14 protein-coding genes, 1 tRNA gene and 1 pseudogene are annotated in these 24,564 nt (G+C 72.3%); 5 read left to right on the plus strand and 11 right to left on the minus strand.

Annotated elements, in window-relative coordinates; translation table 11 throughout:
* Together DEJ31_RS03590 and DEJ31_RS03595 are read right to left on the minus strand one after the other, a co-directional pair.
* Entirely contained in the window at positions 1 to 1,044 is a 1,044-nt protein-coding gene (locus tag DEJ31_RS03590; protein ID WP_110903251.1) for a glycosyltransferase family 2 protein, read from the minus strand.
* A gap of 231 nt (positions 1,045 to 1,275) precedes the next feature.
* Positions 1,276 to 3,189 carry a S1C family serine protease gene (locus tag DEJ31_RS03595; protein WP_111121225.1) on the minus strand — a complete coding sequence of 638 codons (1,914 nt, stop codon included), beginning with the start codon at positions 3,187 to 3,189 and terminating at the stop codon, positions 1,276 to 1,278.
* Between the two features lie 221 nt (positions 3,190 to 3,410).
* Here DEJ31_RS03595 and DEJ31_RS03600 point away from each other — a divergent pair, with 221 nt between their 5' ends.
* The gene (locus tag DEJ31_RS03600) at positions 3,411 to 4,613 is read left to right on the plus strand and encodes an aminotransferase class I/II-fold pyridoxal phosphate-dependent enzyme (RefSeq protein WP_111121226.1); all 1,203 of its coding nucleotides are present in this window, start codon (positions 3,411 to 3,413) and stop codon (positions 4,611 to 4,613) included.
* Between the two features lie 50 nt (positions 4,614 to 4,663).
* Here the strand turns inward: DEJ31_RS03600 and DEJ31_RS03605 are convergent, their stop codons facing one another.
* On the minus strand, positions 4,664 to 5,479 hold the full coding sequence (locus DEJ31_RS03605) for a carbon-nitrogen hydrolase family protein (protein WP_111121227.1): 816 nt from the start codon (positions 5,477 to 5,479) through the stop codon (positions 4,664 to 4,666).
* 91 nt (positions 5,480 to 5,570) lie between these two features.
* The gene (locus DEJ31_RS03610; protein WP_111121228.1) at positions 5,571 to 6,167 is read right to left on the minus strand and encodes a TetR family transcriptional regulator; all 597 of its coding nucleotides are present in this window, start codon (positions 6,165 to 6,167) and stop codon (positions 5,571 to 5,573) included.
* Between the two features lie 99 nt (positions 6,168 to 6,266).
* On the opposite strand from DEJ31_RS03610, the gene DEJ31_RS03615 reads away from it, so the two are divergent.
* On the plus strand, positions 6,267 to 7,208 hold the full coding sequence (locus tag DEJ31_RS03615) for an aldo/keto reductase (protein ID WP_111121229.1): 942 nt from the start codon (positions 6,267 to 6,269) through the stop codon (positions 7,206 to 7,208).
* Positions 7,209 to 7,362: 154 nt separating this feature from the next.
* Here the strand turns inward: DEJ31_RS03615 and DEJ31_RS03620 are convergent.
* The 3 genes from DEJ31_RS03620 to DEJ31_RS03630 all read right to left on the minus strand — a co-directional run bounded on the left by DEJ31_RS03620 (position 7,363) and on the right by DEJ31_RS03630 (position 11,832).
* Positions 7,363 to 7,439 (minus strand) — tRNA-Met (locus DEJ31_RS03620).
* A gap of 63 nt (positions 7,440 to 7,502) precedes the next feature.
* Positions 7,503 to 10,559: a UPF0182 family protein gene (locus DEJ31_RS03625; protein ID WP_258366127.1), complete on the minus strand. Its 3,057-nt coding sequence runs from the start codon at positions 10,557 to 10,559 to the stop codon at positions 7,503 to 7,505.
* A 163-nt stretch (positions 10,560 to 10,722) separates the two neighbouring features.
* Positions 10,723 to 11,832 (minus strand): PDZ domain-containing protein, encoded by a 1,110-nt coding sequence (locus DEJ31_RS03630; protein ID WP_258366128.1) that lies wholly within the window; start codon positions 11,830 to 11,832, stop codon positions 10,723 to 10,725.
* Between the two features lie 103 nt (positions 11,833 to 11,935).
* Here DEJ31_RS03630 and DEJ31_RS03635 point away from each other — a divergent pair, with 103 nt between their 5' ends.
* Both DEJ31_RS03635 and DEJ31_RS17515 read left to right on the plus strand, forming a co-directional pair.
* A complete protein-coding gene (locus tag DEJ31_RS03635; RefSeq protein WP_111121231.1) occupies positions 11,936 to 13,360 on the plus strand; it encodes a zinc-dependent metalloprotease in 1,425 nt (474 codons plus the stop codon).
* Between the two features lie 426 nt (positions 13,361 to 13,786).
* A pseudogene (locus DEJ31_RS17515) lies at positions 13,787 to 14,275 on the plus strand (TOMM precursor leader peptide-binding protein); the annotation flags it as partial.
* Here DEJ31_RS17515 and DEJ31_RS03645 read toward each other — a convergent pair.
* Both DEJ31_RS03645 and nudC read right to left on the minus strand, forming a co-directional pair.
* Positions 14,226 to 15,971, minus strand: a complete 1,746-nt coding sequence (locus DEJ31_RS03645) for an ATP-dependent helicase (RefSeq protein WP_111044666.1) — start codon at positions 15,969 to 15,971, stop codon at positions 14,226 to 14,228. The pseudogene DEJ31_RS17515 and the gene DEJ31_RS03645 overlap by 50 nt on opposite strands.
* Positions 15,968 to 16,903, minus strand: a complete 936-nt coding sequence (gene nudC / locus DEJ31_RS03650) for an NAD(+) diphosphatase (protein WP_111121233.1) — start codon at positions 16,901 to 16,903, stop codon at positions 15,968 to 15,970. The genes DEJ31_RS03645 and nudC overlap by 4 nt, the downstream gene beginning before the upstream one ends.
* 81 nt (positions 16,904 to 16,984) lie before the next feature.
* On the opposite strand from nudC, the gene DEJ31_RS03655 reads away from it, so the two are divergent.
* Positions 16,985 to 17,983, plus strand: coding sequence for a phosphotransferase (locus DEJ31_RS03655; RefSeq protein ID WP_110903384.1), 999 nt, complete (start codon positions 16,985 to 16,987; stop codon positions 17,981 to 17,983).
* A gap of 51 nt (positions 17,984 to 18,034) precedes the next feature.
* On the opposite strand, the gene DEJ31_RS03660 is transcribed toward DEJ31_RS03655, so the two are convergent.
* On the minus strand, positions 18,035 to 21,370 hold the full coding sequence (locus DEJ31_RS03660) for an ATP-dependent DNA helicase (protein WP_111121234.1): 3,336 nt from the start codon (positions 21,368 to 21,370) through the stop codon (positions 18,035 to 18,037).
* Positions 21,367 to 24,534, minus strand: coding sequence for a UrvD/REP family ATP-dependent DNA helicase (locus DEJ31_RS03665; RefSeq protein ID WP_146236699.1), 3,168 nt, complete (start codon positions 24,532 to 24,534; stop codon positions 21,367 to 21,369). Before DEJ31_RS03665 ends, DEJ31_RS03660 begins: the two co-directional genes overlap by 4 nt.
* Positions 24,535 to 24,564: the final 30 nt, after the last annotated feature.

Genomic DNA, 24,564 nt, shown 5'->3' on the forward strand with positions numbered 1-24,564 from the left:
TCACCGTCCCGTGTGCGTGGTCAGATCGGAGGTCCGCGTCAGGAACCCGATGATGAAGCCGACACCCCAGCCGACGTGGATGCACGGCAGCACGACGAGCAGCCACGCCCGCGTCGCCGGCACCGATCGCCGCGACACCGCGAGGGCACCGACGACGACGAAGAGCAGGTAGACCGCCGGGATCGCGAACCCGGTCATCGCCCACGCCAGCGGCGAGCCCAGGACCGCCCCGACGACACCGACGAGTCCGGCGACCAGCCCGAGGGCGACGGCCACGACCATCAGCGGCGGGACGAAGTAGCGCAGCCCGTTGCCGGCCGGGAACCGTCGTGCCAGTTCGCCGCGCCAGAGACCGGTGGCCACGAACTGACGCACCAGACGCTTCAGGCTCGGCCGCGGCCGGTAGGTGACGACGAGCTCCGGCGTGAACCAGACCGTGCCGCCCGTGGTCCGGAGGCGCCGGTTGAGCTCCCAGTCCTGCCCGCGCTTGATGCCCTCGTCGAAGAGACCGACCGCGAACAGGCGCTCACGTCGGAACACCCCGAGGTACGCCGTCTCAGCGGGGCCCGCCTGTCCACCGACGTGGTGCGGGGTCCCACCGAGGCCGACGCGGCTGCCGTAGGCGAGGGCCACGGCCTGCTCGAACGGCGTCCGCCCCTCGGCTCGCATGATGCCGCCGACGTTGTCGGCTCCGGACTCCTGCAGGGTCCGGACGGCGATGCGCGTGTAGTCGGGAGGAAGGACACTGTGCGCGTCGACCCGCACCACGATCGGGTGCTCGGAGGCACGGATCGCGACGTTGAGACCGGCGGGCGTCGACCCGACGGGGTTGTCGACCGCCCGGATCCGCGGGTCGGCGGCGCTCATCTCGGCGACGAGTTCGTTCGTGCCGTCGATCGACGGACCCAGGGCAAGGATGACCTCGAACGGCCCGGTGTAGTCCTGGTCGAGCAGGCTGCCCACCGCGGCGCGGACCTCGGTCACCTCGTTGAGGACGGGCATGACGTAGGAGACACCCGGCAGGGCCTGTCCGTCGTGCTGCATGTGATCCTCGGGGTCCGGCGGGCGCGACACGACCCGGTGGGGCCGCCCCGCAGAGCGGACCGAGCCTATCAAGCACCCGCGGCGGGCACCTGGCCGCCCCCTGGACCGAGGCCGCGGAGCCGGTCCCGTCGAGCCGGTCCGGCGGTGCTGCCCGGTCCCGTCCGTGCCCCGGACGGACGGGAGGCCCGCCACCGGACTGGTGGCGGGCCTCCCGTCATGGGATCGGCCGGGTCACTTCGAGCTGTCGTAGGTCCCCAGCTGGACGTCGGCGGTCCGGGTCTCCCCGTTGCGGACGTAGGTGACCTTCGTCGTGGCACCACCGGCGAAGAAGCGGACCTGGGCCGTGAGGTCCGTCGCGTCGGCGATCGTGGCGTCGCCGAGCTTCGTGACGACGTCGCCCTTCTGCAGCCCGGCGTCGGCGGCCGCACCACCGGAGACGACCGACTTGATGAGGGCGCCGACCTGCGAGGCGTTGGCGTCCTCCGTCGCGTCACCGACCGATGCACCGAGCAGGCCGTGCGTGGCCTTGCCGTTGTCGACGATCTCGGACGCGACGCGCTTCACCAGGTTCGACGGGATCGAGAACCCGACGCCGATGCTGCCCGACTGGGCGCTCGACGAGCTCGAGCTGCCGGCGCTGGCGATGGCGACGTTGATGCCGATCAGCCGGCCCTTGTCGTCGAGCAGCGCACCGCCCGAGTTGCCGGGGTTGATCGACGCGTCGGTCTGGATCACCGGCAGGGACACCGTGGTGCTCGCCGAGGAACTGCTGCCGTTGTCGCCGTTGCCCCAGAAGTCGAACGGGCCGTTGCCGTTGTTGCCCTGGCCCTCGTTCGAGTCGCCGCCCGCGTTCGGGTCGCTCGACGTCACCTGGATGCTGCGGTTCAAGGTCGAGACGATGCCGTCCGTGACGGTGTTCGACAGCCCCAGCGGAGCACCGATCGCAACGGCGGTGTCACCGACGTTGAGCTTCGACGAGTCGGCGAAGTCCATCGGGGTGAGGTCCGGCGCGTCGATCTTGATGACCGCGAGGTCCACCGTCGGATCGGTGCCGACGAGCTTGCCCTTGTAGACGCGGCCGTTCGAGGTCGTCACCGAGATGGTGCCGCTCGAGCTGTCGCCGTCGAGCGTCACCACGTGGGTGTTCGTGACGATGTAGCCGTCCTTGTTCAGGATGACGCCGGAACCGGTGCCAGCTTCGCTGCTCGCCGAGACGTTGATCGTGACGACGGAGGGAGTGGCCTTCGCGGCGACCGCGGTCACGACGGTGGCCGAGTCGTAGTCGTTGACGGTCAGGTTCCCGCCGCTCTGCGAGGTGCCGGAGCCACTCGAGGTGGCGTTGCCGTCGGTGGCCGAGTCGGCGGCCCAGACGATGCCGCCGCCGACGAGCCCGCCGACCAGAGCGATCGCCACGGCAGGCAGGAGGAGCCTGTTGCGGCCGGGACGCTCGCGGGTGGTGGTGCCGGTCGACGCCGGAGCGCCGGAGAAGTAGTGGCCGTTCGCACGCTGCTGGTCCGCGGCGTCACCGAACGAGCTCGTCGCGGAGGAGGGCGCCTGGTCGGACGACGGGGTCGGGGCCGCGGCGCCGGAGTACTCGCCGTAGCGTGGGCGGTCCTGGCCGTACTGGCTCTGCTGTCCGTACTGGCCCTGCTGGCCGTACTGGCCGTACTGCGACGTCTGGCCGTACTGACCCTGCTGGCCGTACTGCGACGCGTCGCCGTACTGGCCCTGGCCGTACTGGCCCTGGCCGTACTGCGCGTCCTGGCCGTACTGCGCGTCCTGGCCGTACTGACCCTGCTGCCCGTACTGACCCTGCTGCGAGTACTGGCCGTACTGCCCGTACGTCGCGTCCTGAGCGTCGTAGCCGTTCTGGGCGTCGTGCCCGGCCCGGCCGTACTCGGCGGTCGCCGTGGCGTCGGCGTCCGAGGACGACCCGCCGCCGAAGGTCGGGTACGGGGTCGTGTACTGCTCGGTCGGGTGGTCGGAGGCGACCGTGTGCTCGCCCTCCGCTCCGGGAGTCGTCCCCACCACGTCCGTGTCGTCGGCGTCGCGGTGCCCGTGCTGGCTGCCGTTCGCCTCGTCCGGACCGGTGGTCTCGTCGCGACGGTCGTCGTCGCCGTGCCCGTTGGGCGTGGTGTCGCTCATGCTGGACGTGCTCCTTTCAAGCCCCTGCAGTCTCCACCACCGACCTGGGCGGTCATGATGGCGCACCTGCGAGGTGGCCAAGCCGATCGTATGCGTCCGCTGTGTGCGCGGTCCGCGCAGGAGGCCCGCGGCTCCCGGGCCGGTACGGGGCGGACGCTAGGTTGGTGGCCAGCGTGCGCCGCGCCTCCCGGCCGGTGCCCCGACGTCGAGAGGGGTCGCTCATGCGGCAGACCGGTCCGTGGCTGCGAGCCGCCGAGGGCGCCATGCTCCTGGGAGCCGACGGGGTGCCGGCACCGACCGTCTTCGCCGAGATGAGCGCCCTGGCGGCGGCGACCGGGGCGATCAACCTGGGGCAGGGCTTCCCCGACGAGGACGGTCCGGTCGAGGTGCTGGAGGCCGCGGTTCGCGCGATCCGCACCGGTACGAACCAGTACCCACCGGGCCGTGGCACGCCGGACCTGCGCGCTGCCGTCGCGGAACACCAGGCACGGTGGTACGGCCTGGACGTCGATCCCGACCGGGAGGTCCTGGTCACCGCTGGCGCGACCGAGGCCCTCGCCGCCACCCTGCTCGCCCTGGTCGAGCCCGGCGACGAGGTCATCACCTTCGAGCCGTTCTACGACGCCTACGGTGCCCTCATCCGCCTGGCCGGTGCGACGCACGTCACCGTCCCGCTCCGGGCCCCGGACTTCCTGCCGGACGAGGCGGACCTGCGTGCCGCGTTCTCCGACCGTACCCGCGTCGTCCTCGTGAACACCCCGCACAACCCCACCGGTCGGGTACTGCCGGTCGAGGTCCTCTGCACCGTGGTCGAGCTCGCCGAGCGGTCCGACGCGGTCATCGTCACCGACGAGGTCTACGAGCACCTGACGTTCGCCGGCACGCACGTCCCGCCGGTCACACTCCCCGGGGCACGCGAACGGACCGTGTCGATCTCCAGCGCCGGCAAGACCTTCAACACGACGGGGTGGAAGATCGGCTGGCTCACCGCTCCCCCGGCGCTGGTCCAGGCCATCACGACCGTCAAGCAGTACCTGACGTTCGTCAACGGGGCGCCGTTCCAACCGGCGATCGCCACCGGGCTGCGACTGCCCGACGCGGTGTTCGCCGGCATCGCGGCCGATCTCGGGGCGAAGCAGGAGATCCTGGCCGACGGCCTCGCCGCCGCCGGCTTCGACGTCCTCCGGCCGGACGCCGGCTACTTCGTCATCGCGGACGCGGCACCCCTCGGGTACGACGACGCCCGGGCGCTCTGCCTGGAGCTCCCGGGGATCGCCGGCGTCGTCGGTGTGCCCGTGTCCGCGTTCGTCCGGCCCGACCACGTCGACGGGTACCGGTCCCTCATCCGGTTCGCCTTCTGCAAGCGGCGGTCGGTGCTCGAGGAGGCCGTGGCCCGGCTGGCGGGGCTCCCGGCGGCTGTCTGAGCGCCTCCCGGCGACCCGCCGGGGTCTGTCGCCCGGCTGCGCTGTCGCCCTCAGCCCCGCGCGCGCACGTCGTAGCGGCGGAGTGACAGGGACGGGTTGACGGTCCGCACGCGCTCGGTGACCGCGGTGTCGACGGTCGTGACCAGCAGCCCGGGCTCGGCCCCGAGCGCGGCGACGGCGGTGCCGGTGGGGTCGAGTGCGACCGATCCCCCGACGCCGACGGGCGGCGCCTGCCCGACGCCGAGCACCCACACCGTGTTCTCGATCGCCCGCGCCGTGAGCAGCGTCCGCCAGTGGTGCTCCTTGCCCGGCCCGCGCACCCACTCCGCCGGGACGACCACCACGTCGGCAGCACCGTGCTCTGGCGTCGCCAGGCGGCGCGTGACCTCGGGGAAGCGCAGGTCGTAGCAGGTCTCCAGCCCGACCCGGACGCCGTCGAACGTGAACACCGGCAGCTGCTCCGGGTCGCCGGGCTCGATGTGGTCGGACTCGCGGGAGCCGAAGGCGTCGTAGAGGTGCACCTTCCGGTACGTGCTGACGAGCGAACCGTCCGGAGCGATCGCCACGAGGGTGTTGCGGAAGCGGTCCGCGGTCTCCCCCGCCTCGGCGACGCCGACCACGAGCGCGATCCCGGTGCTGCGCGCGATCCGGCGGAGTCCCGTCACGAACGGACCGTCGAGTGGTTGGGCTGCCGCGACGAACCGGTCGTCGATCTCCGGGGTGAAGTACGACGTGTACTCGGGGGTGACCAGGAGCCGCGCGCCCCGGTCCACCGCGTCGATCGCGGCCGCCCGCACGGTCTCGAGGTTCGCCGCGGGGTCGTCCACGGGGGCGAACTGGGCTGCCGCGATCGTCAGGGTCGTCACGGTGTCAGGGTAACCGCACGTCCGCCCGACAGCCCCGGACGTCGGCCCGTCAGTGCTGAGCGTCGGCCCGTCGGCGCTGGGCGTCGGCCCGTCAGCACCGGACGTCGAGGACGTCGAACGAACGCCGCAGGATCGCGACCACGTCGTCGTCGCCCGTTGCCCAGGTCGTGATCGACACGTCGAAGCACGCGAGCGCCGCCTGCACGATCGTCCGCGCACGCAGGTCGGTGTCCGTCCCGCGGAGACGATCGGCGACCAGTGGTGTGAGCGCCTCGGCCCACGCCTGGTGCTTCTCCAGGTTCCGCGCACGGAGCGACGGTGTGCTCGTCATCACCCGGACGGAACGACGTCCGGTCTCCGGGTCGTCGCCGCCGTGCACGAGCATCGTCGCGAAGGACTCGCCCAGGGCCGTCCAGACGGGCTCCTCGTCCGGCTGGTCCCGGAACGCCGCGGCGAGGGCGTCTCGGTGCCGTGCCGGATCGCCGATGACCGCGTCCTCCTTGGCCGGGAAGTACCGGTGGAAGCTCCGAGCCGAGATCCCTGCCTCGGCCGCCACCTGCTCGACGGTGACCCGGTCGAAGCCGTCCGCGTCGAAGCGGGCGATGGCCACCGCGGCGATGCGCGCCCGGACGGCGTCGCGCGTGATGTCGCGCAGCACGTTCCGCGTCGGCGTCGTCGTCTCGCTCATGGTGCGAGTCTACCGCGATGACAGGATGAGCCGCACTTGACAGTCTCTGCCAGGATCGGCGTAGTCTGCCAACAGACATCCACTCGAGAGGAGAACGACATGCACCAACGCACACTCGGACGACAGGGCCTCGTCGTCAGCGCGATCGGCTACGGCGCGATGGGGACGACCTTCGCGTACGGGCCCGGCGACGACACCGAGTCGATCACCGCGATCCGGCACGCCCACGAACTCGGTGTGACCCACTTCGACACCGCGGAGCTCTACGGGTGGGGAACGGGCGAACGCCTGCTCGGCGCCGCCCTCGCACCGATCCGCGACGAGGTCACCATCGCGACGAAGTTCGGCTTCACGCCCGACACCTTCGCCCCGAACTCGCAGCTCGACCACATCCGGCAGGTCGTCGACGCGAGCCTGCGCAACCTCGGTACCGACTCGATCGACGTGCTCTACCAGCACGTGCACGACCCCCGGGTACCGGTCGAGGACGTCGTCGGCGTCATGCAGGAGTTCGTGCAGGCCGGCAAGGTCCGCTACCTCGGGCTGTCGAACACGGACGCGGAGAACATCCGCCGCGCACACTCGGTGCATCCGATCTCCGTGCTGCAGACGGAGTACTCGGTCTTCGCCCGCGAGTCCGAGGAGCTGTTCCCCGTCGTCGACGAGCTCGGCATCGGCCTCGTCGCGTACTCACCCCTGGCGCGCGGCTTCCTCAGCGGAGCCGTGCAGCCGCGGAGCGCGTACGCGGCGGACGACATCCGACAGTGGCTGGAGTGGTGGGCACCCGAGCACTGGGACGCCAACACCGCGGTCGTCGACGGCCTGACGGAGCTCGCCGACGAGAAGGGCATCTCGCTCTCCCAGCTCGCGCTCGCGTGGATCCTCGCGCAGCGCGACGACATCGTGCCGATCCCGGGGTCGCGCAACCCGCGGCGCGTCGCGGAGAACGTCACCGCCGCCGGGGTGGCCCTGTCCGCGGACGAGCTCGCGCGCATCGACGTCCTCGGACGCGGCGTCCGTGGCGCACGCGCGACGAGCTGAGGAACAGCGCGAGGCCACGACTCGGCCCGGTGACGGACAGGAGGCCCGGTGCCAGCTGGCACCGGGCCTCCCGGACAGCGAACACGGCCAGCCAAGTCTGCGGTGAACGCGAAGAAGCCCCGGTCCGTGAGGACCGGGGCTTCTTGTGTCGCGTTGGTTGCGGGGGCAGGATTTGAACCTACGACCTCTGGGTTATGAGCCCAGCGAGCTACCGAACTGCTCCACCCCGCGGCACATGGAAAACACTACACGGACCCGAGCGGGGTGCCAAATCGAGCACCCCGCTCGGCGTGTTCAGCCCTGCGGGGCGCTGCTGCCCTCCGCGGCGATGGCGGCCTCGATGGCCTCCTGCAGCTGCTTGTCGGCCTCGGCCGCCGCGACCAGGTCGTTGTCGGCGTACGCCTGCTCGCGAGCCCGGAGTGCCTTGTCGGCGTCGGAGAGCGCCTGCTGCACGTCGGGGTCCGTGCTGCCCGCGGACGAACCGCCCGTGGCGCCACCCGTCGCACCGCCGGTGGAGCTGCCACCGGTCGAGCTGCCACCGGTCGACGTGCCCGACCCGGTGTCCGCCGAGTCCGAACCGGAACCGGATGCGGCACCGGAGTCACCCGCGGCCGCCCCGGAGTTGCCGCCGAAGAGCTCGTCGAGTGCCTGGTCGAGGGTGTCCTCGAACGCGATCTTGTCGCCGAAGGCCACCAGGACCTTCTGCAGCAGCGGGTACGAACCACTCGAGGTGGACTGCACGTACACCGGCTGGACGTACAGGAAGCCGCCGCCCACCGGCAGGGTCAGCAGGTTGCCCTGCTTCACCGTGCTGTTCCCGCGCTTCAGGATGTTGAGCTCCTGCGACACGGTCGGGTCCGAGTTGAACAGGTTCTGCACCTGGGACGGTCCGGGGATGCTGTCGGTCTTCGGGATCGTCAGCAGCGTCAGCTTGCCGTAGCCCTTGCCCTTCTTGCCCTTGCCCGCCCCACTGGCGTCCGACCCGACGGCCAGGTAGCCGGTCAGGACGTTCCGGGCGTTCGACGACGAGTTCTGCTTCGGGATGTACGTGCTGTAGAGCGAGTACGCCGTGCCGGAGCCGGGGACCTTCATCGTCAGGTAGTACGGGTCCTGCTGATCCGGGTTCGTCGCGGTGGTCTGCGTCCCGAGCGCGTTCGTCGTGGTCGTGTTCGTCCCCGAGCCGGAGCCGGCCGAGTCGGAGTCACCCGCGCTCGTCGACGTCGAGGTCGGGTCGACCGGGGTCGTCCACGCGTCGTCGCCCGAGTAGAACGAGTTGGCGTTGGTGACGTGGTAGGTGCCGAGGATGCTGCGCTGGACCTTGAAGAGGTCCGTCGGGTAGCGGACGTGCGACAGCAGGTCGGCGCTCATCGAGGAGACCGGCTGCAGCGACGTCGGGAAGATCTTCTGCCAGGTCTTCAGCACCGGATCGGTGGTGTCCCAGGCGTAGAGCGTGACCTTGCCCGTGTACGCGTCGACCGTGGCCTTGACCGAGTTCCGGATGTAGTTCACCTGGTCGGTGCGGAAGCTGCCGGTGTCGGTGCCGTTGATGCTGTCCGTCATGCTCTGGCTCTGCGAGTACGGGTACGCGTTGCTCGTGGTGTACCCGTCGACGACCCACTGGATGCGGTTGTCGACGATCGCCGGATAGGCGTCCTTGTCGAGCTTCAGGTAGGGCGCGACCTTGCCGACGCGCTGCACCGGGTCACGGTCGTAGAGGATCTGCGAGTCCGCGTTCACGGCGTTCGAGAGCAGGATCTGCTCGGACTGGAACTTGGCTGCGTAGACCAGACGGTTGAAGAAGTTGCCGATCGTCGGACCACCGTCGGCCGCGTAGGTCGTGGTGGCGTTGCCGTCGTTGTCGTCCGATCCGGACGGGTAGTCCAGCTCGACGTCCTTGGTGCCCTTCGGCGCCCCGACGATCGAGTACGCGGGCGAGTTCTCACCGAAGTACACGCGCGGCTGGTACTTGCCGAGGTCGCCGCCGGCGGGGATGCCCGACTCGATGAAGACCGGCTTGCCGTCGCTGGCACGCTGGTTGCCGTACGCCGCGACGACGCCGTAGCCGTGGGTGTAGACGAACGTGCGGTTGTACTGCGTCGCCGACGAGCCGAGCCCGTCGAGGTCGATGTCGCGGACGGCCAGGACGGTGTCCTCGGTCTTCCCGTCGACCTGGTAGCGGTCGACGTCCAGCTGGTCCGGGAACTGGTAGTACTGCCGGTACTGCTGCAGCTGGCTGTACGTGTCCGCGACGATCTTCGGGTCGATGATGCGGATGTTCGCGGTGGTCTGGGCGTCCTCCGAGAGCGCACCCGACGTCGCCGTGGTGGTCGCGTCGTAGTCGCGTTCCTTGACACCCGCGACGTCGTAGGCGTCCCTGGTGGCGTCGATGTTCCGTTGGATGAACGCCGACTCGAACGACCGCTCACTCGGTGCGACCTGGAGGCGCTGGACGATCCACGGGTAGATGCCGCCGATGACGATCGCCGCGACCAGGAGCAGGCCCGTGCCGACGATCGAGATGCGCCAGCGGCCGATGACCGCCGTCACGATGAACAGGATCGCCACGATCGCGGCGATGCCGGCCATGATCTCGCGACCCGGGATGGTCGCGTTCACCTCGGTGTACTGCGCACCGGTGATCAGCGAGTTGTCCTTGGTCAACGCGGCGTACTGGTCGAGCCACAGGCTGGCTGCCTGCAGGGCGATGTAGACGCCTGCCGTGACAGCGAGCTGGACACGGGCGGCACGCGAGATCCGGACCTCGCGGCCACCGAAGCGGAGCGCCCCGTACAGGTACGTGGCGGCCAGGGCGGCGAGCCCGGCGATCAGGACGACCGCGGACGAGTACGCCACGACGGCACGCCAGAACGGCAGCTCGAAGACGTAGAAGCCGATGTCGAGACCGAACTGCGGGTCCGTCTTGCCGAAGGGCGTGCGGTTGAAGTACTCCAGCACCATGCTCCAGCGCGGGGCCGTCGCGAGACCGGCGAAGACGCCGAGCACCGCGGGGATGCCGAGCATGACGACGCGGCGCAGCGGTTCGATGACCTGCTGGTAGCGGTCGAGCTGCGAGTTGAGCTTCGCGTAGACCGGACGGAACCGGAAGGCGAGCGTGATGCTCAGCCACACCGGGACCGCCATGCCCAGGAACCCGGCGACGAACATCGCCGTCCCGGCGAGCCACCTGGTGGTCAGGACCCGCTCGAACCCGAGCTGCGTGAACCACGCGTAGTCGGTGTAGAGGCTGGCGAAGATGAAGAAGCCGATCACCAGTGCGGCCAGCACGATGATCGTGACCACGATCGGGACTCGCGGCGAGCGCCGTCCCGCGGTGGTCGAGGGGTTCGTCACTTGTTGTGCTCCAGACGTGTCGGACCGGCGGCGCCGGCAGGCCGAGCCGTCAGTGCTGACGATCCTATTCGCCCCGGCCGACAGTGAACCTGTGCCGCGTCTCAGGAAGTCGCCACGTTCCTCCCGTCCGGCCGGGAGGCCCGTCCCCCGTCCGACCGGGCGCTCAGGTCGTGCAGCGCTCCAGACCGGCGGTGCTGCGGCCGGCGGCGATCGTCTGCAGGTCGGTGACCGCCTGGTCGAGGGTGGAGACGGCGTAGACGTCGAGGCCAGTCGGCACGTGTCCGACGACCTCGTCGCAGTTCGTCTTCGGCGCGAGGAACACGGTGGCGCCGGCCGCTTCGGCACCGTAGAGCTTCTGGCGGATCCCGCCGATGGGCCCGACCTCGCCGTCGGCCGTGATCGTGCCGGTGCCCGCAACGTGTCGGCCGCCGTTGAGCTTGCCCGGCGTGATCTCGTCGATGATCCCGAGCGCGAACATCATGCCGGCTGAGGGGCCGCCGACGTCCTGGAGCCTGATGTCGACGTCGAAGGGGAAGTCGTAGTGCTCGACGACCCCGACGCCGATGAGCGCCGTGCCCTGCTCGGAGCGGGGCGTCAGCGAGAGCTCGCGGGTCGCGCCGTCACGCTCGACCGTGACCGTCGCAGGCGACGAGGTGCCGTGCTCCGCGACGAGCTCGCGCAGCGTCGTCGCGTCGGCGTTGGTGCGGAGGGACTTCCCGTCGAAGGCGGTGACGACGTCCCCGGTCCGGACCACACCCTCGGCAGCGGAGCCGTCCTGGATGCTGCCGACCTCGAGCTCGGTCGGGATCCGGTACCCCTGGTGGATGAGCGCGGCGGCGACGGCGGACTGCTGGGAGTTCGTCATGTCGGCGGCGTCCTGCTTGTTCACCTGGTCGGTCGAGATGCCGGGCGGGTAGATGGCGCTGGCCGGCACGACCGCCTGCGACTTCGTGAACAGTGCGCGGACGACGCTGGTCCACGAGGGCCGCTCGGTCGCGGTGCCCTGCACGCTCACCGTGAGCATGTCGAGCGCGCCGGAGGTCGGGTACGTGCGGTGTCCGTCGACCTGGATGAGTTCGACGTCCTTCGCGTCCTTGCCGGTCCCCTGCCGCTGGGTGCCGATCGTGTTGAACACCGGCCCGGGCATCTCGATGACGTACGGGCTCGGCAGCACGCTCGCGACCAGACCCAGTACGACGGCTCCGGCGACGAAGACCCACCCGACCGTCCGCGATCGCGAACGACGACGGGGAGCGGGGGCGAAGAGGGTCACGCAGGGTCCTTCCGGAGGCTGTTCGCCCACGGCGCAGCCGTCCGGGCGGATGCCCGGGCCGGTCCCAGGTCCGGGCCCGCGGGCAGCGGTTAGCGTAGTCGGCATGCCTGATGAACCGCAGCCGGGGCCGGACGACGACTTCCAGGAGATGCTCCGCAAGCTCCTGTCCGGCGAGGGGCAGATCGACCCGTCGCAGCTCGCCGGTGCCGCCGGCCTGCCGAACGACCCCGCCGCCGTCGCCGAACTGATGAGCCAACTCCAGCGTGCCGCGCAGACCGGGTCGGACGGCATCGACTTCACGGTGACGGCCGACCGCGCCGCCGCCATCGCACGGGAGGGCGCCGAGCCGCTCGACCCCGCGACCGCCCAGGCGTCGGCTCAGGCGTTCCAGGTCGCCGCCCTCTGGCTCGACGAGGTCACCACGGTGGCGGAGCTGACCGCCACGCCGAGCGTCTACACCCGCGAGCAGTGGGCGAAGGCGACGGCCCCGGTGTGGTCGCAGATCGCCGAACCCGTCGCATCGAGCATCGCGACCGCCCTCACCGAGGCCATCGACCAGCGCGCGCCGGAGGAGCTCAAGGCGATGCTCGGCGACGTCTCGAAGGCGATGCGCGGCGTCGGTGGAGCGCTCTTCGCGATCCAGCTCGGCCAGGTGGTCGGACAGCTCGCGAAAGAGGTCGTGTCCGGTGGGGACGTCGGCGTGCCGCTGCTCGACGAACAGGTCGCCGCCCTGGTGCCGCAGAACGTCGCCGAGTTCGCCGACGGGCTCGACGTCCCGGTCGACGAGGTCCGCATCTACCTGGCGGTGCGCGAGCTCGCACACGCCCGGCTGTTCCGCTCGGCCCGCTGGCTCCGCCTGCACATCATCTCGTCGATCACGGAGTACGCGAAGGGCGTCCACATCCCGTTCGACCGGGTCGAGGAATCGCTCTCCGGCATCGACCCGACCGACCAGGAGCAGCTGCGTGACGCGCTGGCCTCCGGAGCGCTCATCCCGCCGCGGACGCCCGAGCAGGACGCCGCACTCGCCCGGCTCGAGACGATGCTCGCCCTGGTCGAGGGCTGGGTCGACACCGTCACCGCTGCCGCCACCGCGCGTCTCCCCCGCGCCGGCGCGATCGCCGAGATGGTCCGGCGCCGCCGTGCCGCGGGTGGTCCCGCAGAGTCGGCGTTCGCCACGCTGGTCGGCCTGGAGCTCCGCCCCCGCCGACTGCGCGAGGCCGCCGCGATGTGGCAGCGCGTGACCGACGAGCTCGGCGCCGACCAGCGCGACGCGCTCTGGGCCGCGTTCGACCTGGTGCCCGGCTCGGACGACATCGACGCGCCGGAGTCGCTCGTCGCCCGGCTGCGGGATCCGTCGCAGTCCGCCGAGGACGACGCGTTCGACCGTGCGCTCGAGGACCTGCTCAACGACGCGACCGACGACCGTCCACACGAGGACGAGGCGGGCGGGATCGACGAGACCGGCGAGGACGGCAGCGCCGGTGGCCCGGCTGACGGCCCGGTCGGCGGCCCGCAGCAGCAGTAGTCGTCCCGGACGGGAGGCGCATCCCGCCTCCCGTCCACACCCGCCGGTACGCCGGGGTTCTCCACAGATCGCGCTGCCCGCCGCCGCCGGAGTCCGTGGTGCGCCAGCGTTGACGACATGGGCATCCGCATCGATCCGTCGCTCGAGTTCGTGTGGCGCGACCCGTGCACCGTGCAGCTCGGGGTCGACCCGCCCCGCGCCGTGGTGCCGGTCCCGACCACGGCCGAGGAACGGTTCCTCTGCGCGCTGCGACGCGAGACCGCCCGTGACGTGATGGCCGGGCTCGCTCGGAGCGTCGGGTGCGCACCGGCCGCCGCCGCACGCGTCCTGGGTGACGCTGCCGCCGCGGTCGTCGACATGCTGCCGGAACCCCTCGCCCGGGTCGAGGTCGCCGGGGCCGGGTCCCTCGCGGACGAACTCGACCGGATGCTCACCGGGGACGGTGTGACCGTCGTCCGGACCCTCACACCGCGGGGCGGGCCGGTGCCCGAGCCGGACCCGCCTCCGGCGCTGGCGGTCCTCGTCGCCGACCACGTCACCGATCCGACGGTCCGTGCAGCCTGGACCCGGCGCTCGGTGCCGCACCTGCCGGTCGTGGTCGGGGACGGTCGGGTGCGCGTCGGGCCGTTCCTGGTGCCGGGAGCCGGCCCGTGCCTCCAGTGCGTGGAGCTCGAGCGCACCGATGCGGACCCCGCGTGGCCGGCGATCGCGGCGCAGGTGTGGGGGCGGCCGGCGGCGGCGCTGTCACCGTGGCGCGCGGCGACCGTCGCGGCGACGGTGACCCGTTCGGTCCTCGACCGACTCCCCCTGGTGGTGCAGCGGCCGGACGCCGAGCAGCTGGTGTTCGACCGGGCCGACCTGTCGGTCACGCGCCGGTGGGTCGCTCCGCATCCGCGGTGTGCGTGCCGATCGTTGCCAGGAACCGACTCGCCACCCGGGGTCCGCCCCGTGACGAGCCCTGCGCCGACCACGTCATGGTCAGGGAACGACGAGCACGGGTGATGCCGACGTAGAACAGACGACGCTCTTCGTCGATGCCGTCGTCGGTGGTGGCGTAGGAGATGGGCAGCAACCCCTCGGCGACGCCGGCGAGCACCACGTGCGGCCACTCCAGGCCCTTCGACGAGTGCAGCGTCGCGAGCGTGACGGCGTCGAGCTCCGGCTCGTGGTGGGTTGCCGCGCGGTCGACCAGGTCGGCGGTGAACTGCTGCATGGTCGTGCCGGCGGGCGCTGCCTCGGCGAGCTGCATGATCGCCTGCAGGGCCTCCCACTGCTCACGAACCGCTCCGGTGCCCTCGGGCGCGGTGCGGGTCCAGCCGCTGATCTGCAGGACGAGCTCCACACGTCGCAGCAGCTCGTCGTCGGTCTGCCGGACCGCCTCGCCGCGCATGTGGTGCACCGCGAGCTTGACCTCCGGCCGGTCGAAGAAGCGTTTGCCGCCCTGCACCCGGTACGGGATCCCGTTGCGGGCGAGCGCCGACTCGATCGCGGCGGACTGTGCGCCGACGCGGAACAGCACCGCACAGTCGCCGTACGCGGCACCGCCGGTCACCAGTTCGGCGATCCGGCGGGCGATGGTCGCGGCCTCGTCACCGTCGTGCACGCAGGGCAGCACGACCGGGTCGGGTCCGGGCGTGGTCTCCTGCGCGACGAGGTCCAGCGCTCCCGGCTGCCCGCGCATCAGGGCGTTCGCGGCGTGCACGACCTCCCGAGTGGACCGGTAGTTCCGCTCGAGCCGGAGGACGGACGCGCGTGGGAACTCCGACCCGAAACCGAGCAGGTAGCGGCTCGACGCTCCCGTGAACGAGTAGATCGTCTGGCTGGCGTCCCCGACGACGCACAGGTCGTCCCGACCGCCGAGCCAGGCCCGGAGCAGGTCGTGCTGCACGGGCGAGACGTCCTGGTACTCGTCCACCACGAAGAACCGGTACTGCTGCCGGACGTAGGACGCCACCCGGGGCTCGGACTCCACCATGCCGAGGGTCAGCAGGAGCACGTCCTCGAAGTCCATCTGTCGGCGGTCGTCCTTGAGCCGCTCGTAGGCGCGCATCAGGTCGACGACCCGCGACGGCGAGGTGTCCCGTGGCATGGTGCGCTCGGGCGCGGCCGCTTCGTACTCGTCGTAGGTGAGCCGCTGCACCTTCCGCCACTCGACCTCGCCGGCCAGGTCCCGCAGCGTCGGGGTGTCGACCCGTAGGCCGATGGTGTCGGCCGCGTGCGCGATCACCCGGCCCTTCGACTCCACGAGTCCGGGGGCGTGGCCGCCGACGGTGTCCGGCCAAAAGTACCCGAGCTGCGACATCGCCGCCGCGTGGAACGTCCGGGCCTGCACGGCTCCGGCGCCCAGGGCACGCAGCCGGGAGCGCAGTTCACCGGCCGCGCGGGTGGTGAAGGTCAGGGCCAGGACGTGGTTCGGCGAGTAGGTGCCGGTCGCGACGCCGTACGCGATCCGGTGGGTGATCGCTCGGGTCTTGCCCGTGCCGGCGCCGGCCAGGACCGCGACCGGCCCGAGGAGCGTCCGGGCGACGGTGCGCTGATCCGCGTCGAGCGCGGCGAGCAGGGCGTCCGGCGACGGGGTCGTCGGGTCGGCGGGACCGGCTGCGAGGGTCACGGCAGGTCGAGCGGCCCGCCGTACCACTCCTCGATGATCACGCGGGCGATGGAGGTCCGGCCGGGCAGCAGGACGGTCTTCCCGGCCTGGTCGCGGATCTCGTCCCGCGAGAACCAGCGGACGTCGATGATCTCCACCCCGTCGGGGCGGGCGGTGGACGGGTCGCCGTCGACCGCCCGGGCACGGAACCCGACCATGAGCGACGCGGGGAACGGCCACGGCTGCGAGCCGAGGTACTCGGGCTCCTCGATGCTGACGCCGGCCTCTTCGAAGACCTCGCGGCGGACGGCGTCCTCGAGGGACTCCCCCGGCTCGACGAACCCGGCGAGCAACGAGTACCGGTTCGCGTCCCAGGCGGCGTTCGAGCCGAGCAGGATCCGGTCCTGCCCGTCGGTGATCCCGACGATGATCGCGGCATCGGTGCGGGGGAAGTGCTGGTGGCCCTCGGGGTCACGGCGGACCCAGCCGCCCACGGTGGACTCGGTCGGCGAACCGGTGCGCGGCGAGAACCCGTGCACGGCGTGCCAGTTCGCCATCGCGACGGCCTCGACCGCCAGACCCTGGTCGCGGGCGGAGAGTTCGGTGCCGAACATGCGGAGGTTCTCCCACACGTCGGTGTCCGGTTCGATCCGGGCGGCCACCGCGTCGTCGACGAGCGCCGCGACGAAGCGGGTGCCCGCCGGGGCGTCCGGGGCATCGCTGACCGCACGACCGAGGTACAGCAGGGTGGCGTCGTCCGGCACCTGGTCGGCGTCGACGAACCGCAGCGTGCCGTCGGCGTTCCGCAGCATCGCGCCGCCGTGGACGGGCAGGAAGCGCGTGGTCGGGTCGGCGCGCAGCACCCGCTCGAGGTCGGGCGTGGAACGGTGCTCTGCGTCGCGGTCGAGCTCGTTGCGGGCGAGCGGCAGCCGGGCGGCGAACTCCACGGTCACACGGATCTCCTGGTGGTCGACACGTCCCGGGTCAGCGTGGCGCGCACCGATCGGATGCGCCGCGGACCTACCCTGTTGGGCATGGCGGGATCGCAGTTCACTCTAGCCGCGTTGGCGACCACGGCCGTGCCCGGACTGGTCCTGACCGGCACACGCACGCTCGGCTCGGTGGCCGGTGGCGACTACGAGTCGGCCGTCGTCCGTGACGTCGACGGACGGTCCTCGGCGATCCGCCGGCCCCGGAACCAGCGGGCTGAAGCGCGTCAGTCCGCCGACCTCGTCGCGATCCGCGCCCTGAGCGCCGGGATCCGCACGCGCCTCCCGTTCGCCGTCCCGGAGTACCGCGGCCAGGCACCCATCGGGTCGACCCGAGCCATCCTGACCTCCTACGTCGAGGGCGAGCACCCCGCGCTCCGTGACCTGACCGACCGGCCCGAGCTCGCCACCAGCGTCGGCCGGGCGATCGCCGCACTGCACGTCCTGCCGACGAGCTTCGTCACCGACGCCGGCCTACCGTCCCTCACCCCCTTCGAGGTGCTGCGGTCCGCGGTGTCCGTGATGGACCGCGCCGTCGCGACGAAGCTGGTGCCGGACGCGCTCCGGGAACGCTGGGAGGGCGCCGCCCGTGACCAGCAGCTGTGGCAGTTCACGCCCACGGTCGTGCACGGGTCGCTCGGCCTCGACTCGATCCTGGTCCGCGGCGACGACGTCACCGGGGTCCTCGGCTGGGGCGAGCTGCGTCTCGGCGACCCGGCGAAGGACCTGGCGTGGGTGCTCGCCGGACGCCGTGAGGCGTTCGACACCGTCCTCAGCGCCTACACCGCCGGTGGCGGCGGCCGTGACCGGCAGCTCGGGCAGCGTGCTCGCGTGCACCACGAACTCGAGACGGCGCAGTGGCTGCTGCACGGTGTGCAGGTCAAGAGCACCGAGGTCGTCGACGACGCCGTCGCGATGATGCACCGCCTCGCCGAGGCCGTGCACGCCCCGTCCGCCGCGCCGCTGCAGGCGGTGTCGCCGGAGACGATGGAGATCGGCGAGGTCGAGCAGCTGCTCTCGTCCACCGAGCGCCGCCACAGCTGACGCGGCGGGCGCAGGTCCGGCCCGTGGGACGGCCGGGAGGCCCGACCAGCGTCAGCCGATCGCCTCGCGCCAGGCGCGCTCCAGTCCGGCACGGTCGAGCAGCGACGACGGTCGGACCTCGAGGTCGTCGGCGACGAAGTAGAACACCGCGTCGACGTCCTCGATCGGCCGACCGGTGAACTCGGCGTACGCGACGCGGTACAGCGCGAGCTGCAACTGCCGGCGGTCCAGGTCGTCGGCACCGCTCGGGGCCTTGCCGGTCTTCCAGTCGACGACCTCGATGCGGCCGTCGATCTCGTAGACGGCGTCGAGCTTGCAGACGACGCTGTGCCCGAGGAACGGGATGTGGATCTCGCGCTCGACCTCGACCGGGGTCAGCCCCGCCCACCGTGAGCGGGCGAAGGTGTCCTGGAAGTCGGCCAGCCGTCGGGCGTCGTCGTCGCTCACCGCGACGTCGCCAGCGGAGGCCGGACCGCCCGCGGTCGTCTCGTCCGGATCGGCGTCGAGTTCGCCGTCCCACGCGTCGAACCCGCCGTCCCATCCGCCGAGCGCCGCGGGAACCTCGCCCCGGGCCCGCTGCTCGACCCACTGGTGGAACAGGGTGCCGAGGCGCGTCGCGCGGTACGGCTGCTCCGGCATCGGTCGGCGCAGCCGCTCGGCCACCTTCTCCGGTTCCCCGAGGTAGTCCTTGAAGCCCGACGCCGGCACCCGGTGCGGGACGACGACCTGGTGCGCGGCTGACCGGGAGGCCCGGCGTTCCGCCAGCAGCAGCTCGATGTCCGCCGCGTAGCGACCGGCGGCACCGGGGTTCGCGTTCCGGACCCGGTCGGCGGCGGCGAGCACACGGGGCCCGCGGGAGCCGAAGGGCACGTGCGGCCACGTCTGCGACGCGCCCTGGTCCCCGAGCGGGTTCGTCTCGTGCGCGGTGCCGTCCGGGATCCGGTCCGCGTCGAGCACGCCGGCATCGACCAGGTCGTGCAGGTACCGGCTCGGCGCGGTCGGCTTCACGCCCGTCGACCACGACGACCCGCTGACGAGCAGCTCGTGCTTGGCCCGGGTCAGCGCGACGTAGGTGAGCCGGCGTTCCTCGTCCTCGTTGCGCGCCTTGACCTCGTCCTTGAAGGCGTCGATCGCGTCGACCACGTCCTTCTGGGTCTCCTGCCCCCGCCAGCGCAGGCGGGGCAGTTCGTCGGCGTCGCCGCGGAACTCGTACGGCAGCCGACCGAAGCCGAGCCAGCCGGTCGAGCCCTCCTGCGGCCGGGCCGGAAGTCCGCCCTCGACCATGCGGGGCACGGCGACCGCGTCCCACTCGAGCCCCTTCGACCCGTGGATGGTGAGGATCTGGACGGTGCCGCCCTCGGGTTCCTCGGACCGCGGACCCATGTCGTCGCGGCGGGCGGCCGCGTCGATCCAGCCGAGGAAGGCCCCGAGGTCAGCCCGGTCGTCGGTCTGCACGAAGCCGCTGAGCTCGTCGACGAAGGCGTCGAGGTACGCCGAGCCGCCCTGCTCGTGCGCGGTGACCTCGATGTCGAGCCGCATCTCCTGCACGACGAGCGTGACGAAGTCGACCAGGTCGCCGCCGGCACGGGCTCGCAACGAGGACAGCTGCGCCCCGAGGGCCCGCATGCGTTCCCGTCCGGCCGGGCTGATGTCGGCGAGCGCGGAGTGGTCGTCGGGTGCCGTCGTGACGAAGTCCAGGGCGTCGACGACGGACCCGTGCTCCCCCGCCGCGACCGACGCCCGGAACGCCGCCGTGACCTCGTCGTCGAGTCGTCGGTGCGTGTGGTCGCGCCCGAACAGCCAGCGGGCCAAGCCGTGCAACGCGACGATGTCCGCTGCCCCGATCCGCCACCGGGCACCGGCGAGCAGCCGGATGAGGTCGTTGCCCGCGGCCGGGTCGTGCAGCACGCGGAGGCAGGCCACCAGGTCGACGATCTCCGGTCGCTGCAGCAGTCCGCCGGTCCCGAGCACGTGGTACGGCACGGCCCGGGCTCCGAGCGCCGCCGTGAAGGCGGACAGGTCCTTCCGGGCACGGAGCAGCAGCGCCATCGACCCGCCGGGGTTCCGTGCCCGGTGGTCCGCGAACCAGGCGGCCACCGCGTCGGCCTCCTCCGGCAGGGTCTCCGGGAACACCGCGCTGACCGTGCCGCGATCGGCGCCGGGCCGCGGTGCGAGGCGTTCCACCTGGACCTCGGACGCGCTCGAGAGCGGCTCGACGACGGCGTTCGCGGCGGCGAGCACGTCGACGGGGTTCCGCCAGCTGGTCGACAGGGCGTAGGTGACGACCGGTTCGCCCGCCGGGTCCCCGAAGTCGGCCGGGAAGCGCGCGAGGTTCGCCGCACTGGCCCCGCGGAAGCCGTAGATGGACTGGTGCGGGTCCCCGACCGCCATCACCGGGTGGTCGCGGAACAGCCGGGCCAGGAACCGCGTCTGCACGACCGAGGTGTCCTGGTACTCGTCGAGCAGCACGACGGCGAACCGCGAGCGCAGGTCGTCTGCCACCCGCGGGGCAGCGTCGGCGGCCGCGAGTGCCAGGGCGATCTGGTCCGAGAACTCGACGAAGCCGCGGTCGACCTTCTGTCGGCGGAACTCCTCGACCAGGTCCGCGAGCGGTTCGAGGGACCCGACCGCGGCGACGGCGTCGGTGACGGCCTTGTACGGCGTGCCGCGACTCGACCCGGGCAGTTCGAGCAGCCCCCCGAAGTCGATCGAGAAGCGGCGGAGGTCGGCCGGGTCGACGAGGTGCTCGGAGGCGGCCCCGGCGAGCGCGACGACCGCGGCGGTGATGGTGTCGACGTTCCGGTCGAGGCCGGCGAGGCGGTCGTCCCGAGCGCCCACGACGACCCGTCGGGCGAGCTGCCACGCGGAGGGTTCGGTGAGCACCTGGGACTCGCCGTCCCGCCCGACGAGCAGGGCGTTCTCGCGGAAGACGGCGTTCGCGAAGGCGTTGTAGGTGGAGACGGTCGGCGCGAGGAAGGCGTCCCCGGCCTCGATGAGCCCGGCGTCCTCGAGCGCACCGATCCGGTCGTTGATGCGGACGCCGAGCTCCCCGGCGGCCTTCCGGGTGAAGGTCAGCCCGAGCACCTGGTCAGGCTGCACGAACCCGTTCGCGAGCAGCCAGACGACGCGGGAGGCCATCGTCTCGGTCTTCCCGCTGCCGGCACCCGCGACGACGAGGGCCGGGGCGAGCGGCGACTCGATCACGGCGCGCTGCTGCTCGGTCGGCCGGGGCTTGCCGAGGGCGTCGGCGATCTCGTCGGCCCCGTACCGGCGGCGGGCCGGGCGCGCATCCGGTACCGCGCCTCCGGTCGGTGCGGACGCGGGGGCCGCAGCCGGGGACGCTGCGACGGACGCAGCCGTCTCGTCCACCGTGGTCTCGTCGCTCACCAGGTGACCTCCCCCACCACGTGGATCCGGCACTCGGTGCCGGTGCGTGCCCGGTCGCAGTGGTCGTCGACGTTGGCCAGGAACGTCCGTCCCGCCATGCCGCGTGCCACGGTGTGCAGGCGTTCCCGGTAGGCCTCGCGTGACTCCGGGTCGAGGGCCCGCTGCGTCCGCTCGGAGTACGCGTGCACGCCCTTCGGGTTCTGCACGAAGACGAGCCGGGCGTCCGTGGTCTCCGCACCCTCCGGCACCCCCTCGACCGCCCCGTCCGCGACGGCGAGCTGGTAGGCAGCGAGCTGCGGGTGCCCGGGCATGTCGTTCTTCTCACTCGGCATGGACCGTCCGGTCTTCAGGTCGACGATGCTGATCCGGCCGTCGGGGTCGACCTCGATGCGGTCGATGCTCCCGCGGACCCGGGCCGGCCCGGTCACGAGCGCGAACGAGGCCTCGGCCCCGAGCACCCGTCGACCCGCGCTGGCGAAGGTGCGCAGGTAGTCGCTGAGGCCCTCGATCATCCGTCGGGTGCGGGCGCGCTCGCGGTCCGCGACCCACGGCGACTCGAAGACCAGCTCGTCCCAGCGTTCCTCGACCCGGTGCCACAGCGACTCGACGTCCACGTCGGTGGCGTGCTCCATCGCCTCGTGCACGATCGTGCCGATGCCCATCGCCGGGCTCGGCGCACCGCCGCCGAACGTCTGCGCGAACCAGTGCACCGGGCACTCCTCGAAGGTGCCGATCCGGGAGGGCGACACCGCCACCGTCGGCGGGACCGGCTCAGCGGCGTCCCCGTCGACGTCCTCGGGCACGACCGGCTCGGCCTCCAGGTCGACCAGGGGTGCGTCCGTGGACGGTTCGACGATGCCGTACCAGTCGTCGGGGGCCGCGCCGGGAACGTCCTCGGCCGCCAACCCGGCCAGCGCCGAAGCGGCCTCGTGGTCCCCGGTCGCCACGACACGGCGACGCAGCGACCCGGCGAGCCCGCGCAACGACAGCGGGTGCGCCGACGGTTGCCGGTCCGGCGGCACCGGCACCAGCCGCACGAAGGGCGAGGGTGACTCGTCGTCGTTCGCGACCGTGGCGATGACGACCTGCGTCGTCGCGCGGGACACCGCCCGCGCGAACAGGCGGAGTTCGTCGCCGATCACCGCGGCGCGGTCGTCCGTCGGCGAGTGCGGGATCCCCGCCGCCGCCCGCACCAGCCCGTCGGGGTCGAGCAGGCTGCCGCGGACGCGGGTGTTCGGCCAGACGCCGTCCTGGAGGCCCGTCACCACCACGACGTCGCACTCCAGTCCGACGGTGGCCGAGGGGGTCAGCACGCGGACCCGTCCGGCGGTCCGGTCCGGCCCGATGGAGTCCTCCGGCAGGTCCGCACCGAGGAGGTCGTCGACGAACACCCGGGCGGGGGCGTCCGGCGTCCGCTCGACGAAGCGCTTGGCGGCGGTGAACAGCCCGACGACCGCGTCGAGGTGCCGGTCCGCCTCGGCCGCGCCGACCCCGCCGGCGACGGACTGCGACCGCCACACGCCGGCCAGACCGCTGCGTTCCCAGAGGCCCCAGAGGATCTCCTCGATGCTCGCACCCGACTCGGCGTCCTGCCGTGCGGTCACGAAGCTCGTCGCGAGCCGCATCGCACGTCGGGCGAAGGCGGCGTCGATCGTGGCCAGGCGTTCCGGGGCGCCCAGCGCGTCAACGAGCAGTTCGTCGGCCGTGCGGGTCCCGCCACCGGCAAGCTCCTCACGGCGGAGCGCCAGGCGGAGCCGACGGATCGCCAGGGTGTCGAGCCCTCCCAGCGGCCCGGTCGCGAAGGACGTCGCCAGGTCGGCGTCGAGCGGCACGACCCCGAGCGCGACGGCGGCGGCGTCGACCAGCGTCCGGGACGCCGTGTCGTCACGCGGACGGGTCGGCGCGGCGCCGGCCGTGGCGGGGACCTCCGCCACCGAGAGCGCCCGGACCAGTTCGGGGATCGCCGCACCGCTGCGGGTGACGACGACCATCCGGTGCCACGGGACGCCGTCGAGCAGCCGGTGTTCGCGGAGGCGTCTCGCCACCGCGGCCACCATCGCGGAACGGCTGGGTGCTTCGAGGTGCAGGACCGCGTCGAAGCGGCCACGGGCCTCCCGGGCGAGGGCTGCACGCTGGCGACCGGCGGCGGCCGTGCCGATGCGCCCGGTGATGCCGGTGACCAGCGCGCGGACCGGCGCGGCGTGCCGGTGCACGGTGCCGAGCACGATCTCCTGCACGTGCGCGACCCCGAGGCGCGGGCCGAGCCGACCGAGCACGTCGGGCACGCCGCCGCGGAACGCGGAGGCGGCGATGTCCGGGTCACCGAACGCCACCACCTGCACACCGGAGCGGGCCAGGGCACCGAGCAGCGCGATCTCGCCCTCGACGAGTTCCTGCACGTCGTCGACGACCACCAGGCGCAGTGCGGCGACGGCCGGTGGCAGTTCGCCGCGGAGCACGGCTGCCGTGGCGAAGGCGACGAGTTCGGCGGCGTCGAGGCTCGTCGACCGGAACGCCGTGACGGCCGCCCGGTACTCGTCCACGAAGTCGCCAGCGGCGCGCCACTCGGGGTGTCCGGTGTCGTCGCCGAGCTCCCGCATGTCGTCGGGTTCGATGCCGGCGGCGACCGCGCGCATCATGAGGTCGCGGAGCGCGGTCCGGAAACCCGCACGCTCGCGGACCACCTCGGTGATCGGTGCCGGCCAGTCCGGACCCGTGCCGTCGAGTTCGTGGCCGTCCAGGAGGTCCGCGATGATCCGGTCCTGTTCGCCGCCGGTCAGGAGGGTCGGTGCGTCCTGCCCCTGTGCGGCCGCCGCGTGCGCGACCACCTGGAAGGCGAGGGAGTTGACCGTGCGGGCCAGGGCGCCCGGCGTGACCCGGTCCACCGCGGCGGCCAGACGGTCGCGGAGCGCGGTCGCGGCGACGCGCGCCGACGTGAGTGCGAGGACGGTCGCGTGCCCTGCCGGGTCGACCGCACCGGGGCGGGTGTACCGATCGGCCACCAGTCGGGTCAACGTGCTCGTCTTGCCGGTCCCCGGGGCGCCGATGACCGCCGCGTGCACCCCGTCGGGCAGGGTCAGCACGGCCTGCTGCGCCGGGTCGTCGACCAGTGCGCGAGCGACCGAGCCGAGGTCCGGCGCGGGCATCAGGGTGGTCGGTGGCACGGTCGTACGGTACCCACCGCGGCCGACATC

The sequence above is a fragment of the Curtobacterium sp. MCPF17_031 genome, assembly GCF_003234035.1.
In the GTDB taxonomy this organism is placed as follows: domain Bacteria; phylum Actinomycetota; class Actinomycetes; order Actinomycetales; family Microbacteriaceae; genus Curtobacterium.

Excerpts from the sequence above, each read along its gene's own strand:
- DEJ31_RS03610 (WP_111121228.1), bottom strand. The coding sequence starts at position 6,167 with ATGAGCGAGACGACGACGCCGACGCGGAACGTGCTGCGCGACATCACG.
- DEJ31_RS03655 (WP_110903384.1), top strand. The coding sequence starts at position 16,985 with ATGGCGGGATCGCAGTTCACTCTAGCCGCGTTGGCGACCACGGCCGTG.
- DEJ31_RS03595 (WP_111121225.1), bottom strand. The coding sequence starts at position 3,189 with ATGAGCGACACCACGCCCAACGGGCACGGCGACGACGACCGTCGCGAC.
- DEJ31_RS03615 (WP_111121229.1), top strand. The coding sequence starts at position 6,267 with ATGCACCAACGCACACTCGGACGACAGGGCCTCGTCGTCAGCGCGATC.
- DEJ31_RS03600 (WP_111121226.1), top strand. The coding sequence starts at position 3,411 with ATGCGGCAGACCGGTCCGTGGCTGCGAGCCGCCGAGGGCGCCATGCTC.
- DEJ31_RS03635 (WP_111121231.1), top strand. The coding sequence starts at position 11,936 with ATGCCTGATGAACCGCAGCCGGGGCCGGACGACGACTTCCAGGAGATG.
- DEJ31_RS03590 (WP_110903251.1), bottom strand. The coding sequence starts at position 1,044 with ATGCAGCACGACGGACAGGCCCTGCCGGGTGTCTCCTACGTCATGCCC.